We start from the raw sequence: 15,810 nt of genomic DNA, 5'->3' as shown, positions 1-15,810 counted from the left end.
CGCATCGTGCACCACGGGCGTTCCGCCCCTTTTCGGGTGGCCGCCGCCTGTGTCAGCATGGCGCTGCCGATACTTTTCGGCAGCCTGCTGGGGGCTGATCGAGCAGTGCGAGGAGGAACTGCCGTGGTTACCGGCCCAGCTGAGCCTCTGGCGGACGCGTCGGCGTCCGGCGGGTGGCGCGTGGAGCGCATCCCGCCGGAACCCCTCCCGCCCGAGGTGCTCGACCTCTTCCCGGACGTCCCCGTCCGTCTCGCCGAGGCCTTCGTCCTCCTCTCCCCCGCGGCCCCCGGTCCCGGCAGCGCCACGGTCGCCGCGCCGTTCCCCGACAGCTCACTTGTGCTCGTCGTGCTGCGGCCCGGCGGAACGCCGGAACTCGTCAGTGCCCAGCTCGACCATGGCTTCGGGGAGCCGGCCGTGGGCGTGTTCCGGGTCCGCCTCGGGAAGCACGACGGCGGCACGCGGCTCCTGCTGCTGGCCATCCGGCCCGAGGTGCTCGCCGAGGCCCCTGCGCCTGGGCGGATGGCACCTCTCCCCGCCGCCCCCGCGCCCCTCCCCGACGGCGCCGCGGTGGTCCCTCCCCCGAACGGCGCCACCCGCCCGTCGCCGGAGGTGGCGACGCTCCCACGCACCCGTTCCGCCTCGCCGCCGCACGTGCCCGCGTGGGTCGCAGCCGACATGCCGTCGGCCCTCCGGCCCGAGGCCCGGGCAAGGGTCACGGTCCGGATCTCCCGCACCGAGCTCACGGCGCTGCCGGACAGCGCCCATGCCGCGCGGCCACTGCTCGCGGCTGTGCCGGGCGAGCCGCTGCGCCTCAAGCTGCACCGGCGGAACCTCCAGGTGGTCCCCGGCACGCCTGACCGGTTCGACGACGTCCCCTTCCCCGAGGAGGCCGAGGTCGTCGAACGTGCCTTCGAGGTCATCGCCGGGGGGCCCGGGCCAGCCGAGGCGACGGTGGTGGTCAAGCAGGGGACCTCGGTGTACTCGCTCGCCGAGGTGACCCTCGTCGTCGAGGTGACCGATGCGCCCCCCGCTGACCCGCCGCCCGCGGAGGCCGATGCCTGGACCACCGCTCCCGACCCGAGGATGGCGGGAACGCCGGTGCTGCGGATCGACGAGGACGTCTTCGGCGACTCATGGAGGTTCGAGTTCGACCTGGAGCTGGGCGACGGGCTCCCGAGGCACTACGAGAGCGCACCCGCGATGTCCAAGGCCGCCTTCCTCGACGCGCTCTTCGCGCGCATCGACGAGTCCTGGAGGGATGCCGGCGGCGACGACGGCTTCGCGTCCCGGCTCGCCCAGCTCGGAACCGAGCTCACTGACGCGCTGCTTCCGGCGGACCTGGTCGCAGACCTGACGGGGGCCTGGGAGCAGATCGACGGGCTGGCGTTGCTGAGCACCGAGGCCTCCGTGCCCTGGGAGCTCGCACAGCTCGGGGAGCCCTCGGCACCGCGCTACCTCGGGGAGACGGGCCTCGGCCGGTGGGCGTACAGCGTGGTCCACCCGCACCGCCTCCGCGCCCGCGCAGGCCGCTGCCGCTACCTGTGCCCCTCCTACACGGGCGAGCTCGCCCTCACCCAGACGGCCAGGGAGGCGGAGTTCCTCTCCACGCTCGGTGCCAGCGCCATCGAGCCCGGCGACGCCGCCTCCCTCTCGTCGCTCCTGCGCGCGGGCGGGTTCGACCTCCTCCACTTCGGCGGGCACGGGGCGTCCGACGCCGAGGGGCAGCGGCTGCTCCTCGCCGCGGTCGCGGAGGCGGGGGCGGCCGCGCTTCCGGCCTACCCCGCGTCCTCGCTCACAGCGGACTTCCCCCGGCGCCGGCCCGACCCGAAGGCCGAGCCGGGGCCCGTCGTGGTGCTCAACGCGTGCGGGCTCGCGCACGGCGCCCGCACGGGTGCGGACGCGTTCGCGTCGGCGTTCCTCGCCGGGGGCGCAGGGGCGTTCGTGGGGTGCATGTGGAGCGTCGGCGACCGGCCCGCCCTCGCGTTCGCCGAGACGTTCTACTCCGCACTGCGCAGCGGGAAGACGGTCTGCGAGGCGGTCAAGGCCGCCCGGCAGAAGGCCCGCGCCGCGGGGGACGCCTCGTGGCTCGCCTACACCGCCTATGCCCACCCCCTCGCCACGGTGGAATTCTCGCCCTAGCCGCCGGGCGCCGTCGTGCGCCCCACCGCCGTCCCACCCCTCCCGAGGCTCCACTCAGCAGAAGGACACCGCCATGACGATCCCAGCCACCCCCAGCGCACCCCGCGGCTCCGGGCTCAGCGACGAGGAGCTCGCCGCGCTCAAGCCGCACGTCATCAACCTCCGCCGGGGCCAGCTGGCCGACGGCCCGGCAGGAGAGGGTGAGTACTTCTCGACGGCGGCGGACGTGGAGGCGATCTTCGCGACCCATCTGCCGGCCTTCCTCGCCGGGCGAAGCGGACCGGTGCCGCTCATGGTCAACGCCCACGGCGGACTCGTCACGGAGGCCGCCGGGCTGCGGGCCGCAGCGGCGCGCATCCCGTGGTGGAGGGAGAACGGCGTCTACCCCATCTACTTCGTGTGGGAGACCGGCCTCGTGACGTCCCTCGCGGACGCCCTCGCCGGGTGGCTGGGCGGCAGCCGCGGACCCGGCGACTTCAAGGACCGCATCGTCGAGCTCGCCGCACGCTTCGGGCAGGGCGAACGGGTCTGGGGCGAGATGAAGCAGTACGCCGAGGCCGCCAGCGCCGGCGGCGGGGCCTCGGTCTTCGCCGACGCGCTCGGGTCCTTCATGAACGAGCACCGCGGCGCGCTCACCGTCCACGCCGTGGGACACAGCGCGGGCTCGATCTTCCACTCGTACTTCATCCCCGCTGCGGTGAAAGCCGGCGTGGACCGCTTCGAGACGGTGAGCTTCCTGGCGCCCGCCGTCCGCACGGACCTCTTCAAGGAGAAGCTCAAGGACGAGGTGGACCAGTCGATCGGCCGGCTCTCGATGTTCACCATGACCGATGACCGCGAGCGCGCCGACAACTGCGTGCGCGTCTACGGCAAGAGCCTGCTGTACCTGGTCCGGGCCGCGTTCGAGCCGAGGATCGGCGACCCCATCCTCGGCCTCCAGGACTCGGTGCGGAGCGACCCGGACCTGCGCGACTGGTTCGGCGAACCGGACTCGCCCTCGTCGGCCCAGGTGGTGTGGTCGGTCGCGGACAGCGGCCCGTACAGCAGCAGCGACGCCACGAGCCACGGCGCCTTCGACGACGACCCTGCCACGATGGAGAGCGTCCTGCGGCGCATCGTGGACCGCAAGGACGTCACCCCCTTCCCGCTGCCGCGCGCCGTGGAGCCGCTCTGGCCGACCCAGCCCCGCGACGTCCCCGCCCCCACCTGGCCGCACTCGGCCACGCGGAAGGCGCTGTGCGTCGGCATCAACGCCTACCCCGACGCGGCCGACCAGCTCTCGGGCTGCGTCGCGGACGCCGGGGCCTGGGCCACCGAACTCGAGAAGGCCGGATTCGCCGTGCACCTCCTCGCCGACGCGCAGGCGACCCGGTCGGAAGTCCTGCTGCGGATGCTCGAACTCGTCTCGACCAGCGCCCCCGGGGACACGCTCGTGGTCCAGTACGCGGGCCACGGCACGACGGCGCCGGACCTCGACGGCGACGAGGCCGCGAGCGGGCAGGGCGGCAATATGGAGGACGAGGCGCTCTGCCCCGTGGACTTCCGCGCCGGCGAGCTCATCATCGACGACGACCTCGGACTCATCTGGGACCAGCTTCCCGACGGGGTGGCTCTCACGCTGTTCTTCGACTCGTGCCATTCGGGTGACGGGCAGCGCCGCATCCTCTCCCAGGCCGAGCTCGAGCAGGAGACGACGCTGCGGCGCCTGCCGCGGCGGGTCGTCCTGTCCGAGGCCGACCGCGAGGCGTTCCGGGCGCGTCGCGGCTACACATCGGCGAGGGGCTCCCGGCGGGCGGCGGACGCGGCGTCGCCCGGCGCTCCCGTGGACGGGCAGCAGAAGCCGCACCGGGAACTCCTGTTCAGCGCCTGCCAGCCCACCGAGCTCGCGTACGAGACCGCCGGGCATGGGGACTTCACCTCGAAGGCCTCGCCCCTGCTCGCCGACGCGATGGGGAAACTCACCAATGAGCAGTTCCTGGGGCGCGTCGTCGATGGATTCGGGGACCGGCAGCACCCCAAGATCAACGGCGAGAAGGCGCTCTTCGGCCGAACCTTCCTCGCGGCGGAGGAGGGTTCGGCGCCCACCGCACCCATCGGCGTCGCCAGCGCCTCCTCGGGCGGGGCGGCATCGGGCGGCGTGCCCGCGAGCGGCGAGGCGGTCCAGGCGGCTGCGCCGCACAACGGGGGCGGCGCGGGGACGCTGACCACGGTCGGGAAGCGCGCGGACGACGCCGAGGTGGCGGCCCTCGAGGCGACGCTCGCCGCAGCGGCGGGAGCCGCGGAGCACCGGGCGACGAGGGTGGCGCGGCTCCTGCGGGCCATCGCGGATGTCATCGAGGAGTAAGAGAAGTAATCGGGAGCAGCAGTCAGAGCCGGCGGAACACGAGCCCGTAGTTCGGCGGGATGGTCACCAGGGCCTCGTCGCCGTCGTGCAGCGGGCTCAGGAGCATCGCGCTGTCGATCTGCTCGCGCCAGTCTCCGGCGGCCTGCAGCGGCAGCCAGACCGTGGCGGGCGCGTCGCCGAAGTTGAGGGCGACGGCGAAGTCCTCCGGTGGGGCGGCGCCGTCGGCCGGTGCATGACGGCGGAAGGCGAGCACCTTCGCGCTGAGGTGGTCCGGGCGCGAGTAGTAGTAGAAGTCGCCGCGGGCGCGGAGGGCGCGGCTCGTGTTCCGCAGCGAGCCCAGGATGCGGTAGAGGCGGACGAGAGCCTTGCCCGGCGGATCGTAGAAGTAGTCCCAGTGCAGCGGGCGCTCGAAGAGGTTCCGCCCGATCCCGTCCTCGGGCAGGCCCCAGTTCTCGCCGAACTCCTGCCCCTGGAAGAGGAAGGGGATGCCTTTCCCCGTGAACAGGGCTATGGCGTAGGGCTGCGTCTTATAGAACCTGGTGCGGTCGCCGTAGGGCTGCTCGAGGAGATCCGGGGCGAGGGCCCTCCCGAACTCGTTCAGGAAGCGCTCGTGGTCATGGGTCTCGAGGTACTGGAACGGGGCGACCGGGAACGTCTCGCCGGAGGCAGGATTGGTGTAGTGGTCCGGGTAGCCGACGAACGCGGGATCGAGGAGGTGTGCGAAGTCCTCGCTGACGTAGCCGCCGCGGGCCATCCCGCGCGCGGTGTCCATGAGCCGGTTCTGCCAGCACGTGTTCGTGTAGGTCCGTGAGAGCATCCCGATCGGGTCGTCGAGGTTCTCGGAGCACTGGATGATCGAGCTGGCGCCGGAGGCGGTCTGGAAGCGCGGAAGGGTCCGCGAGTACTCGTAGGTCTCGTACACGAGCGCGGGGTAGCCGGGACCGGCAGGGTTCCCGTCGTAGTAGCCGGGAACGTAGTCGTAGCGGAAGCCGTCCACGTGGTACTCGTCGAGCCAATACCTGTTGAGCGCCGTGAAGTACTGCGCGGTGAATGCCTTCGTGAAGTCGCTGCCGGGGCGGTGCGGGAAGAACTCTCCCGCGAAGTGGCCCATCATCGGGTTGGGCTCTCCTGTGGAGCTGTATACCGTGTTGTACGCGAAGTCCGGGTGCGAGTGGGCATACACGGCGTCGAGGATGACCGCCATCCCCTTCGCGTGGCACGCGTCCACGAGCCGCTTGAGCCCGGCCGACCCGCCGAAGCGGTCGTCTGGGCAGAAGTAGCCCAAGGGGGTGTAGCCCCACTCGACGTCCTCGCCGACATTCGTCACGGGCATGAGCTCGAGGACGTTCACCCCGAGCCCGCGCAGGTAGTCGAGCTGGGTCACGACGCCGTCGAAGTCCTGGTTGAACTCGCGGACGTTCAGCTCGTAGACCACCATCCCGTCCACGGGCGGCGGGGCGTGGGCGTCGTCGGTCCAGGCGAAGGGCGGAGGCGCCGGCGCCGTGAAGGAGGAGAGCGTGCCGAGGCCTGCGTCCCTGCCGAACGGGTCGGCGAACCGCACGGTGCCCAGTCCCGGAATCCCTCCCGGCTCGCGGAGCAGCTCATACCTGTAGAGGTACCGCCCGGGCGAACCGAAGTGGGTCCCGGGCTGCTGGTCGGCCGCGGCGGAGAGGGAGAGCCCTCCCGCCCAGAGGTCGTGGTCTGAGCCCTTCATCCAGCTGAGCCACACGGCCACCGGTTCGATCCCGCGGACGAACTGGTCCGACTCGTGGATCACCTTCGCCCGCACCCGGTACCCCTTGTCGAAGGTGATGCCGGGCAGGTACACCCCGAAGTCGGCCCTCCCGGGTGTCCCGGTCTCAGGGGAGATGCGGGCGCCGACCTCGGACAGCGTGATCATGCCGCCATCCTAGGGGTGCGGTGCGTTACGGGGCTGTTATCGCGCAGCCCTACGTGGTGGCCTGTACGGCTCGCGCCATCGCCGAGGTCCCTGAGGTGAACGCCTTCAGGCGCGGGCATTCGATGGTGTTCCTCGACGAGATCATCGTCGAGGTCATCGTGGAGCGCCGGATCGGCGGCCAGTCTGCGGTGAGCTACCTGCCGATCCGCCGCGCCGATACCAAACCGCTCCGGGAGATGCATGAGGAGATCCGCGCCGCCCAGCGCGGCAGCGCCGAGCCGATCGCCGGCCAACGGTGGCTCGAGGCGATCCCGCCAGTAGCCGTTCCATGGATCATGCGATGGGGCAGCCGGAGCATTCCGTGGGCGAAGCGGTTCGGAGTCGTGGGCGTCAACAATGTGGGCATGGGAACCGACGCCGTGGGGTGGGCGCTGAGCCCCGGAGCAGGGACACTCGCGGTCACGATCGGCGGGATCAGCCTGGAGCCGAAGCTCGACGGCGACCGCGTCGTCGAGCGCGAGATCGGCCGCATCACGCTCACTCTGGACCATGACGTGATCGACGGCGCGCCCGCCGCGCGCTTCACCTCCCGCCTGCTGAGGCATCTGGCCTCGGGCGAGGCGGTGCGGGAGACGATGGGGACCACGGGACGGGTCAGCTGAAGGCGGTCGACACTCTCAGCGGCTCGCGCATGGCGGCGGAGCCGGGACGGGCGGACGGCCCGACGCTGCCCGGTCATCGCAAGGTGGAGCGCTGCAGGCAGGCGGCCGGGCGAAGGCGGGAGGAGCCGAGGGCGACACACCGCCGGCACAGTTCTGGCCCGCACCCTTCGCCGATGAGTCGGTGGGAGAGGGCTGGGGTGGCGGGGAAGCGGGAGCCGCGGGGCCCGGAGCCTGGGCGGGGACGAGGGCTGGCGCTGCCGGAACAGGAGCTGGAGCTGGAACCGGTGCGGGAGCTGCAGCCGGCGCGGGTGCCAGTGCGGGCGCTGGAGCCCGGAGCGCGAGCGGCGGGGAGGAGACGAGCGGAAGGGGGATGAGCGGAACCTGCGGCAGGGACGCCGCGGGGGCGGCGGCCGGAAGGGCGCCGAGTACCCCCGGAGCCTCTGCAGCGGGACCCTCGGCGGGCACCCCGGCAGCTCCAGCGGCCGGGGAGCTCTGCGCTCCGCCCGCCGTCGGGAGGGCGGATGGACTGGGACTTGGGCTCGGGCTGGCCGCGGAGGCCGTGGGCGCAGGTGTCGGACCCGTGGTCGGGCTCCCTGCCGTCCCGGACGGCGGGGACGAGGATTCTCCGCCCTGGCGCGCGCTCGCGCCCGGACCGGTGCCGCCGGAGAGGAAGGACTGGACGGCCAGCGAGCCGACACCGAGCACCACCACGGCAGCAGCACCCCAGACCGCGGCGAGGGGCATCAGGAGGACGCCGCGCGACCGGCGGGCCGGCGACCTCCAGGAGGCGGCCGCGATGAGGACCACGGCCGCGAGGACCAGCGCAGCCAGCGGTGCCAGGACGACGAGCGTCAGGGCCGCGACCGCGATGATCACGACCAGTCCGATGAACAGGACCCTGGCAGCCGCCCACCGGGCGCCGGAATGGGGCTCGGCACGAGCCCGGACGGAGGGCAGGGAGGACGCTCCGCGTCGCACCATGTGCCCCATTTTCTCAGGGACGGGCAGGCTGCGCGACCCCCCGTCGCCGCCCGGCGCGGGACAGCGCCAGGGCGGCACTCGCCAGGACGCGGGCAGTGAGGAGCATGGCCCGTTCGTCCACGGTGAACCGGGGGTGGTGGTGCGGGGCGGCGTCAGGGCCTCCGCAGCCGACGCCGAGGAACAGCCCGGGCATCCGCGAGGAGAACTCGGCGAAGTCGTCGCTCGCCGTGAGCGGCCGGGCGTGCACGACGGCGGCGACCCCCTCCGCGGACAGCGCACCGGCCGCCGCGGCAGCCAGCGCAGGGTCGTTGGCCAGCGGCGGTGCGTGGCCGGTCCACTCGAGGCCCGTGGAGCAGCCCAGCGCGCCGGCGACGCCAGCAGCGATCTCCCCCACCCGGCGTCGTGCGCGCTCCGCGACGCCCGGCTCGAACCAGCGGAGGTTCCCGAGGACCACGACCTCCTCGGGAGCCGCATTCGCCGCGTTGCCGCCGCGGACCGAGCCCAGGCCCACCACCAGGGCATCCTCGAGCGGGGTCTCCCGCGCGGGGAGGGCCTGGAGTGCCGTGGTCACGTGGGCCGCCGCCAGGAGGGCGTCCGCGAACTGGCCCGGGGTCCCCGCGTGGCCGCCCCCGCCCCTCACGGCCAGGCGGAAGAAGTCGGCGCCGGAGAGCACCAACCCGGGGTTCGCCGAGACCGTCCCGTACGGGAGCCCGGAGAGGACGTGCGCCCCGAGGGCGAGGTCGACGCCGTCGAGCACGCCGTCCGCGATCATCGCCGCCGCGCCGGCAAGGAGCTCCTCGGCTGGCTGGAAGCAGAACCGGAAGGAACCGGCGAGGCCTTCGCGGAGCCCGCTGAGGACGGTGGCGACCCCGACGAGCGCCGCGAGATGCGCATCATGCCCGCAGAGGTGGCCCGCTGGAGCCGACTCGGGGGTGTCCGCGCCGAAGGGACGGCCGCCGGCCTCGCGGACAGGGACGGCGTCCAGCTCGGCACGCACCAGGACCCGCGGGCCGGACTGGCCTCCGCGCAGGTCCGCGACCACCCCCGTGCCGCCCACTCCGGTCCGGACCTCGAGCCCGAGCCCGTCTAGCCGCCGGGCCACGAGCGCGGCCGTGGCATGTTCGGCGAAGCCGAGTTCGGGGTGCGAGTGGACGCGGCGCCGCAGTTCCACCAGCTCGGGCGCGAGGCGGACGAGGGCACGGTGGGCTGCGGCTGCAACGCCCGGCGCGGTCGAGGGCCCGGCGCCCGTCGGCCCTGGGGTGACCGAAGAGTTCACGGAGCGGCCTCTGCCGGGGCCGGAATGAACCCGAGCTGCATCAGCATCGTGAGCTGGTCCACCACGTGCCAGTGCTCGGCGAGGCGACCCCCGACGACGCGGTAGATGTCGATGCCCGCGATGTCGAACGGTTTCCCGCTGGCGGGCAGGCCTGCGAACGGCTCGACCTGTGTTCCCCGGTTGCGCCAACGGACCGCGATGCGGTCGCCCTCGGCGATGACGTCCTCCACGCTGAAGCGCGGCTCGAGCGCGGCGATCAGCATCGAGACGCGGTCCCGCAGGCCTGCCCGGCCCTCGCTCTGACCGGGCAGGGGGTCGTGCTCCGTGTAGTCCTCGGCGGCGATCTCGTCGATGACCTCGAGCCTGCGCCCATTGAGCACGTCGCCGTAGAAGCGGTCCACGAGGCCTCGGGACATCTCGGCAGACATGGCGTCCTCCTTCAGGTTGATGTGCCTTCAGCGTGCTCTTTCCGGAGGTCCGGGACCATGACGGGAACCCACCGACCTGCCCACTGACTTCCGTCGCGGCCCACGTGCAGTGTCACTGTCGGCCTCGCCCGCGCGGGCCTAACCTTGAGGCGTGGAAGGGAGCGCGAGGGGCGCCGAGGCCGGCGTCGGCGCCGCGCTGCGGCGGCTCCGTACGGCGGCCGGCCTCACCCAGGAGGGCCTCGCCGAGCGCGCCGGGATAAGCGTCCGGGCGGTGAGCGACACCGAGCGGGGGCTGCGCACGCGCCTCTACCCGGGCACGACGGCGCGCCTCGCCGACGCGCTCGGCCTCACCGGCAGCGAGCGGGAACGCTTCGCCCTGGCCGCGCACGGAGCCGGGGCGGCGCGCACCGCCTTCGCGGCGCCCGAGGCCCTGCCCCAGCCGGTGTCCGAGCTCATGGGCCGGGAGGCCGACCTTGCCGGTCTCGTCGGGTTCCTCACGGCTCCCGGCGCGCGGCTCGTGACCCTCACTGGACCCGGTGGGGTGGGCAAGACGCAGCTCGCGCTCACGGCGGCCGCCGAGTGCGTGGCGTCGTTCCCAGACGGGGCGGCGTTCGTGCAGCTCGCGGGGTGCCGCGATACCGAGGCGGCAGGGCTCGCCATCGCCACGGCGGTCGGGGCCAACCCAGCCCACGGGACGGTGACGGACCTAGTGTGCGAGGCGATCGGCGCACGACGGATCCTCGTCGTATGCGACACCTTCGAGGGCGTGCTCGGGGCCGCCCCGATCCTGTCCGAGGCCCTGCGCCGGTGCCCGGAAGCGGTCTTCCTCGCCACCAGCCGCTCACCTCTTCGGCTGAGTGCCGAGCGGCTCGTGCGCGTCGGACCGCTGGATCCTGTCGCGGCGGACCAGCTGTTCCGGGCGCGGGCAGCGGCGGCCCGCCCCGGATCGGACCTCTCCGGTGCAGGCTCCGCCATCGCCGACATCTGCGAGCGGGTCGAGTGCATCCCGCTCGCCGTGGAACTCGCGGCTGCACGGGTGGCCCACCTCGGGCTCGCCGACCTTCGGGACCGGCTGGGTGCCCAGCTCGGCGTCCTCACCGGCGGACCCGTGGACGACGACGAGCGCCACCGCACGCTCGAGGCGACGGTCGCCTGGAGCGCCGGGCTCCTCGACGACGCGGGGCGTGAGGCCCTCGCGCGCCTGTCCGTGTTCGACGGCTGGACTCTGGCTGCCGCGGCCTCTGCACTGGGCCACGACCCGCTGCCGGCGGTCAGCGCGCTCGTCGACCAGAGCCTCGCCTTCGCCCCCGACCCGGCGGCGAAGTCCCCCCAGTACCGCATGCTGGACGCCGTGCGGGAATACGGTTCCGGGCTGCTGGCCGCCGCGGGCGCCCTCGGCGAGGCACGGGACAGGCACGCGGCGTGGTTCCTCGCCCGAGCAGAGGCAGCAGCTGGCGCCATGCGCCACGTCGGCCAGCGCGACGCACACCGCGAGACCGCGGCGGACCTCGGGAACCTGCGGCTCGCCTTCCAGCACGTCCAGGACTCGGGACAGGGGCGTGATGCGCTGCGACTGGCAACTGCCCTGTGGATGTTCTGGCTCTGGCAGGGAGGGTTCTCGGAAGGGCGTGCTTGGTTCCGCTCCGCGCTTGCCGCCGCGCACGACGCCGACCCCTCCCTTGTCGCGCGCGCCCGCTGGGGCGCGGGCTGGCTCGCCTACCACCAGGGCGACTGGGCCGAGGCACGAATCCATGCCGCGCAGCTGGCACGGCTCGCCGAAATGAGCGAGGCCGCGGTCGAACACCGGAACGCGCTCACCCTCAGGGGCATGCTCGCGCTCGCCGACCGCAGGCTCTCGGACGCGGCGCAGCTCCTCGCCGACGCTCTGGCGGGTGCGCGCCGCCTCGTCCCGGCGGATCCGTGGCTCCTCGCAGTCTCGACTCTCAACGACGGTGCCGGGCTGACGCACACGGGCCGGCTCGACGCCGCGGCGCAGCGCTTCGGCGAGGCGGGGGACATGTTCGCCGACCTCGGCGACGACACCTACCGGGCCCGGTGCCTCAGGCATCTCTCCGCCGTGCGCCTCCTGACCGGCGATTCCGCCCCCGCCGGGCGCCTGCTCGAGGAGAGCCTCGCGCAAGTGACCGACGCCGAGGACCAGTGGGGCCTTGCCGAGACGCTCTCCGGGATGGCCCTGGCCGCCGCGGCCGCGCACGACGCGCGGCGAGCCGGGGCGCTCGCGGCGAAGGCCGGCGTCGTACGCCACGCGCTCGGGGTGGAGCAGCATCCGTTCGACGCGATCCTCGCGGAGCGATACCTCGGTCCCCTGTCCGGCAGCGACGACTTTGCGGCAGGATGGGCCGAGGGCCGCGCGGAAGGAAGGCTGGATGACCTGATAACGCCGCAGTAACGCCGTCGGCGCTACGCTTCTCGCCGCCCAACCCATCTCGAATCGAACCGTCAGAGGCCTACCGTGTTGAAGACCACCAGACGAGCACTGTGCTCGATCGCGCCGCCAGACCTGCTGGCGTACCTCGCGGTCCATGGCAAGCTTGCCGAGCGCGAGGCTGCGGTCCGCGCGCTGGCAGCCACGGCCGCCATCCATTCCCAGCGCAGCGTCATGAGCCACCTGACGCGGCAGCTGGACCTCAAGATCGGGCCGATGATCGGATTCGGGGTCACGCCCGGCGGCCGGCTGACGGTCTACGACGCCAAGAACAAGGGCAGGTCCTTCCTGCCCGGGGTGAGGATGCGCGGCACGGGCGAGCCGGCCGTCGCCGACGTCGCCGTCAACCAGGCGTACGACGGCAGCAACACCACCTATGAGTTCTACCGGAACGTGTACGGGCGCAACTCCGTGGACGACAGAGGACTCGAGCTGGTCTCCAGCGTCCACTTCAGCACCGGCTACGACAACGCCATGTGGGACGGCACCCAGATGGTCTACGGCGACGGCAGCGGGCGGATCTTCCAGACCGGGGCCCTCACGCGCGCCCTCGACGTCATCGGGCACGAGCTCACCCACGGCGTCACCCAGTTCACGGCCGGGCTCGTCTACAGCAAGCAGTCCGGGGCGCTGAACGAGTCGTTCTCGGACGTCTTCGGCTCGCTCGTCAAGCAGTACAGCCTCAAGCAGACAGCGGACAAGGCCGACTGGCTCATCGGCGAGGGGACGCTCGTTCCCACGCTCGGCACGGCACTCCGGTCGATGAGCAAGCCCGGCACCGCCTGGTCCGGCGACCGGCAGCCCGCGCACATGAAGGACTACGTGGACCTCCCGGACGATGAGGATCCCCACAACGACAACGGCGGCGTCCATATCAACTCGGGGATCCCCAACCACGCCTTCTACTTGGCGGCGACGACGATCGGTGGGAACGCCTGGGAGGTCACGGGGAAGATCTGGTACGAGACTCTGACCAAGCGTCTGCACCAGACCGCGCAGTTCGAGGACGCTGCAAACGCCACGGTCGACGTCGCGGGGCAGCTCTTCGGGCAGCCCGAGCAGAAGGCCGTCAGCGATGCATGGAAGGGGGTCGGCGTCCTCACGTGAAGCTCACGGTTCGCCGCGGCGGGGGAATCTCCGGGATCGTCACCCGCACTGAGCTGGACACCGCGGCTCTGCCCGATCCCGTGGCCGAAGACCTCGTCGGCGAGGTGCAGCGCGCGGGGCTGCAGGACCTCCCCGCGCCACACCACGAGGTCCTGGCCGCAGAGGGGCCGCACGAGCCCCGTGCCCCGGCGGCGCGGCAGCCGGATTCGCAGCTGTACGAGATCTCCGTCGAAGGGCTGGGGCCGACGCCGTTGAGTGCCCGGTTCACCGACGAGTCCCTTCCCGAGCGGGTGCGGCACCTCATGGAACTGATCGACGCCAGGCCCGAGCGGACGGACTCGGTGGAGATGTAGGCGCCGGGTGCGCCACCCGGCCACGCCCCGGATACGCGAAAGGCCCCCGCATCACGCGGGGGCCTTCTTCGTGGTGGCTCCGACCGGCGTCGATCCGGTGACCTTTCGATTTTCAGTCGAACGCCTAATAGGCTTAGATCCCAGTGATCACGCGGGTCGCACGACCCCCTACCAAGGGAATACCAGAGAAGCGATCCAAGTTTCCGGGAAGTTGAACAAGTTGGGACCCCTGAAGCGCCCTGAGCTTCTTGGAGGCTCCTGGCCTTGGAAACGAGGATGGAGTTATGCCGAAGGAACTGGCGTCGGGGAAGCCGGCGACGCGTCGCTACTCGGATGAGGAGAAGGCGGCCGCGGTGCGGATGGTGAGGACGCTGCGCGCCGAGCTCGGTGTCACGCAGGGGACGGTGCAGCGGGTGGCGAGGCAGCTCGGCTACGGGGTCGAGTCGGTGCGGATGTGGGTGAAGCAGGCCGACATCGATGACGGTGTCGCCCCGGGCGTGAGCAGCAGCGAGGCACAGCGGATCCGGGAGCTGGAGCAGGAGAACCGGGAGCTTCGACGCGCCAACGAGGTCCTCAAGCGGGCCGCGTCTTTCTTCGGGGCGGAGCTCGACCGCCACTACCGGAAGTAGTCGCGTTCATCGACGCGAACAGGGACGACGTCGTGGACGGGCGCCGGCTCGGAGTCGAGCTCATCTGCAGGCTGCTGCAGGTGGCTCCGAGCACCTACTATGCCGCCAAGGCCCGCACCCCGTCAGCGCGTGCGGTCGGGGCGGGGGACTGGTCCCGCAGCTGGTCGAACTCTGGGAGGCCAACTACCGGGTCTACGGGGCTCTTCGCGGTTCAGCGGGAATTGGCCTGCTGGAGTGAGTGTCACGCCGCTGTCTGTGCGGCGCTCCTGAGCAGGATACGCGACTTGTAGTTGTCGGCATTGCGGAATCCGCGGCCGGTGCGCTTGATGTTCTTGATCGCGGTGTTGTTCGCCTCGACCTTGGCCGTGGTCGCCCCGGTGGTGATGAGGACCTCGATCTCGTTCCACCAGCGCTTCACGGTGCGCAGGAGCCGCTTCGTCTCCACGGTGGGGGCAGCCTCGACGAGGCCTTCCAGGATCCGCCGGTGCTCCCACGCCTCCTCGAGCGAGCCGGCGGCGAGGAGGGTGCGCAGCTGTTCCTTGGCCTCCCACGCGGAGCGCAGCTGCCCTGTGGGGTCGTCGGTGTCGAACACGGTCCGCAGCCTGGTCCGGGCCCGGTCGGAGAGGGTCTCGGCGGCGCGCAGGAGCAGGCGCCGGTTCGCCCACCCCGGGTCGGTGGTGCGTCCGCGGCGGCCCCTGGTCTCCTGCGAGAGCCGCTGTCTGGCCTCCGTGACGGCCTGGTTGGCCAGGGAGACCAGGTGGAAGGCGTCGACGGAGACCGCGGTGCGGGGCAGCCACATGCGCAGGGCCTTGCGGAACGCCGCGGACGGGTCGATCGCCACGACCTCGACCCCGAGCCGCCAGGCCAGCGGCCGGGCGAAGAGCCACTCGCCCACGCCGGTGCTGTCGCGGCCGTCCACGATGCCCAGGACCTGCCCGGTGTCCAGGTCCACGATCGTGGTCATCCACGGCTCGACCCGCACCCACGGGGAGCCTTCGGCCTCGCGGTACCAGCGCACGGAGCGGTAGCGGTGCTCGTCGATCCCGAGCCGCTTCGGGGCCAGGGCATCCACGTCCGGCAGCGTCGCAGCGGCCAGGTCCAGGGCCTTCTGCACCAGCCACCACGACACCCCGTGCGCCGTGGCGGCCTCCACGGCCGCCCGACCGGAGAGGATGACCGCATCGACGAGCGAGCTCAGGAGCCGGCCTGTGGCCCGGGCCCGGCGGGGCACCTCGCCGGTGGCTTCCGTGAACGACGCCCGCGGGCAGGCCGGCTCGTCGCAGAACCAGCGCCGCTTCCGCCACAGCACCACCGCCGCCCCTGCCATCGGCACATCGCGCAGGCGCTGGAGCCGGCGGTCCTTGACGCGTTCGGAAACGACCCCGCAAGCCGGGCACCCGGGAACGCCAGTGGACTCGACCAAGATGCGGCGGACCCCGAGGCCGGTGACCGTGGCGGAGAGGACGCGGTATTCGGGCAGGTTGAAGATCACGGTGGCAGCACTGGGCTGCCCCGTCGTAGGCTCGATCAAGGCTCGTGGTTCCT

At 72.4% G+C, this 15,810-nt stretch carries 10 protein-coding genes, 1 tRNA gene, 1 pseudogene and 1 other annotated feature; of the genes and pseudogenes, 7 read left to right on the top strand and 5 right to left on the bottom strand.

Annotation, left to right across the window (positions count from 1 at the left end):
• The first annotated feature begins 123 nt into the window (after positions 1-123).
• Both ACQ5BE_RS17130 and ACQ5BE_RS17125 read left to right on the top strand, forming a co-directional pair.
• Entirely contained in the window at positions 124-2,139 is a 2,016-nt protein-coding gene (locus ACQ5BE_RS17130; RefSeq protein WP_430298186.1) for a CHAT domain-containing protein, read from the top strand.
• Between the two features lie 73 nt (positions 2,140-2,212).
• A complete protein-coding gene (locus ACQ5BE_RS17125; RefSeq protein WP_430298185.1) occupies positions 2,213-4,483 on the top strand; it encodes a caspase family protein in 2,271 nt (756 codons plus the stop codon).
• Positions 4,484-4,505: 22 nt separating this feature from the next.
• Here the strand turns inward: ACQ5BE_RS17125 and ACQ5BE_RS17120 are convergent, their stop codons facing one another.
• A complete protein-coding gene (locus ACQ5BE_RS17120; protein WP_430298184.1) occupies positions 4,506-6,383 on the bottom strand; it encodes an alpha-amylase family glycosyl hydrolase in 1,878 nt (625 codons plus the stop codon).
• A gap of 95 nt (positions 6,384-6,478) precedes the next feature.
• Here ACQ5BE_RS17120 and ACQ5BE_RS17115 point away from each other — a divergent pair, with 95 nt between their 5' ends.
• Positions 6,479-7,045: a 2-oxo acid dehydrogenase subunit E2 gene (locus tag ACQ5BE_RS17115; protein WP_430298183.1), complete on the top strand. Its 567-nt coding sequence runs from the start codon at positions 6,479-6,481 to the stop codon at positions 7,043-7,045.
• Between the two features lie 994 nt (positions 7,046-8,039).
• Here ACQ5BE_RS17115 and ACQ5BE_RS17110 read toward each other — a convergent pair.
• Entirely contained in the window at positions 8,040-9,302 is a 1,263-nt protein-coding gene (locus ACQ5BE_RS17110; RefSeq protein ID WP_430298182.1) for a M20 metallopeptidase family protein, read from the bottom strand.
• Positions 9,299-9,730, bottom strand: coding sequence for an ester cyclase (locus ACQ5BE_RS17105; protein WP_430298181.1), 432 nt, complete (start codon positions 9,728-9,730; stop codon positions 9,299-9,301). The genes ACQ5BE_RS17110 and ACQ5BE_RS17105 overlap by 4 nt, the downstream gene beginning before the upstream one ends.
• Before the next feature lie 151 nt (positions 9,731-9,881).
• Here ACQ5BE_RS17105 and ACQ5BE_RS17100 point away from each other — a divergent pair, with 151 nt between their 5' ends.
• From ACQ5BE_RS17100 to ACQ5BE_RS17090, 3 genes are all read left to right on the top strand, one after another.
• Entirely contained in the window at positions 9,882-12,140 is a 2,259-nt protein-coding gene (locus ACQ5BE_RS17100) for an ATP-binding protein (RefSeq protein WP_430298180.1), read from the top strand.
• Positions 12,141-12,203: 63 nt separating this feature from the next.
• Positions 12,204-13,283: a M4 family metallopeptidase gene (locus tag ACQ5BE_RS17095; RefSeq protein WP_430298179.1), complete on the top strand. Its 1,080-nt coding sequence runs from the start codon at positions 12,204-12,206 to the stop codon at positions 13,281-13,283.
• The gene (locus ACQ5BE_RS17090) at positions 13,280-13,636 is read left to right on the top strand and encodes a protealysin inhibitor emfourin (protein WP_430298178.1); all 357 of its coding nucleotides are present in this window, start codon (positions 13,280-13,282) and stop codon (positions 13,634-13,636) included. The genes ACQ5BE_RS17095 and ACQ5BE_RS17090 overlap by 4 nt, the downstream gene beginning before the upstream one ends.
• A 71-nt stretch (positions 13,637-13,707) precedes the next feature.
• Here the strand turns inward: ACQ5BE_RS17090 and ACQ5BE_RS17085 are convergent.
• Positions 13,708-13,777, bottom strand: a tRNA-Phe gene (locus ACQ5BE_RS17085).
• A 143-nt stretch (positions 13,778-13,920) separates the two neighbouring features.
• On the opposite strand from ACQ5BE_RS17085, the pseudogene ACQ5BE_RS17080 reads away from it, so the two are divergent.
• A pseudogene (locus tag ACQ5BE_RS17080) lies at positions 13,921-14,491 on the top strand (transposase); the annotation flags it as partial.
• Positions 14,220-14,354, top strand: a sequence feature (AL1L pseudoknot). Its footprint overlaps the pseudogene before it by 135 nt.
• A gap of 15 nt (positions 14,492-14,506) precedes the next feature.
• Here ACQ5BE_RS17080 and ACQ5BE_RS17075 read toward each other — a convergent pair.
• Positions 14,507-15,810 (bottom strand): ISL3 family transposase (locus ACQ5BE_RS17075; RefSeq protein WP_430298177.1); only part of this gene is annotated, 1,304 nt, incomplete at its 5' end.

Source organism: Sinomonas sp. B1-1, assembly GCF_050474465.1.
Lineage (GTDB): Bacteria > Actinomycetota > Actinomycetes > Actinomycetales > Micrococcaceae > Sinomonas > Sinomonas flava.
Note: the sequence above shows the minus strand (reverse complement) of the source record. Positions and strands in the feature narration are given on the sequence as shown.